This is a genomic window from Mesorhizobium sp. M2A.F.Ca.ET.039.01.1.1 (assembly GCF_003998035.1).
Taxonomy (GTDB): Bacteria; Pseudomonadota; Alphaproteobacteria; order Rhizobiales; family Rhizobiaceae; genus Mesorhizobium.
The window spans coordinates 1-1103 of sequence record NZ_RZRY01001235.1 but is presented as its reverse complement, the minus strand read 5'-3'; the positions used below and the strand labels follow the sequence as shown (position 1 = coordinate 1103).

Here is a 1103-nt window from a genome sequence, read left to right as displayed (position 1 = left end):
ATGCATGGCAACGAAACCCTCGCCGCCGATCCGGCCGGCTTGCCGGACCACGCCATCGTCACCGACATCGTCTATGTGCCGTTGGAAACGCCTTTGCTTGCCGCCGCCAGGGCGCGGCGGTTGAAGACGGTCGACGGGCTCGGCATGCTGCTGCACCAGGCAGTGCCCGGCTTCGAACGCTGGTTCGGCCGCAAACCCGAAGTTACGCCCGAATTGCGGCGCATGATCGTCGCCGACATCGAGGGCCATTGATGATCGTGCTCGGCCTCACCGGATCGATCGGCATGGGCAAGTCAGCGACGGCGAAGATGTTCGCCGCGGCCGGCGTGCCAGTGCATGATTCGGACGAGACGGTGCATCGCCTCTATGCCGGCAAGGCAGCGCCTTTGGTCGAGGCGGCCTTCCCGGGCACGACCGAGGCAGGCGTGGTCGACCGCGTGAAGCTGGCGAGCCAAGTGCTCGGCGATCCCGCCACGCTGAAGAAGCTCGAGTCGATCATCCACCCGCTGGTGCGCGCCGATGCCGATGCGTTTCTGGCGAGGCATCGCGCCGCCGGCGCGCCGCTCGCCGTGCTCGACATCCCGCTTCTGTTCGAGACCGGCGGCCGCAACCGCATCGACAAGGTCGTGGTCGTCACCGCTTCGCCCGAGATCCAGCGTGAACGCGTGCTGGCGAGGCCTGGCATGAGCGAGGAGAAGTTTTTGTCGATCCTCGCCAAGCAGGTGCCCGATGCCGAGAAACGCCGCCAGGCCGACTTCATCATCGACACCGGAAATGGCTTCGAGGCGGCGCGGAGGGCGGTTGACGCCGTCATCGGCGAATTGACGGGGGATAAGTCCGGCCGGGATGGTTCCTGACGTCCGCTGACGGCAGTCCCCATTGCCATTTTGTTCTGGTTTGTGATTCTGCTCCTTGGAGCGGATTGATTCGAAATGCGTGAGATCATCTTCGATACGGAAACCACCGGCCTCGATTTGCGCGAAGACCGCATCATCGAGCTCGGCGGCGTCGAGCTGGTCAACCGTTTCCCGACCGGCCGCACCTTCCACAAATTCATCAACCCGCAGGGCCGCGCCATCCACGCCGAGGCCCAGGCCGTGCAC

The 1103-nt window shown here is 65.0% G+C and carries 2 protein-coding genes and 1 pseudogene; all 3 read left to right on the top strand.

Features of this window, described 5'->3' with window-relative positions; genetic code table 11:
- Nucleotides 1-252, top strand: a pseudogene (locus EOA24_RS38915) (shikimate dehydrogenase); the annotation flags it as partial.
- A complete protein-coding gene (gene coaE, locus EOA24_RS38910) occupies nucleotides 252-857 on the top strand; it encodes a dephospho-CoA kinase (protein ID WP_126080348.1) in 606 nt (201 codons plus the stop codon). The pseudogene EOA24_RS38915 and the gene coaE, both read left to right, overlap by 1 nt.
- Before the next feature lie 75 nt (nucleotides 858-932).
- Nucleotides 933-1103, top strand: a 171-nt coding sequence (locus tag EOA24_RS38905; protein WP_281059940.1) for an exonuclease domain-containing protein, incomplete at its 3' end; no start/stop codon positions are given.

Coding starts and splice junctions, on each gene's coding strand:
- coaE (WP_126080348.1), top strand. CDS start 252: ATGATCGTGCTCGGCCTCACCGGATCGATCGGCATGGGCAAGTCAGCG.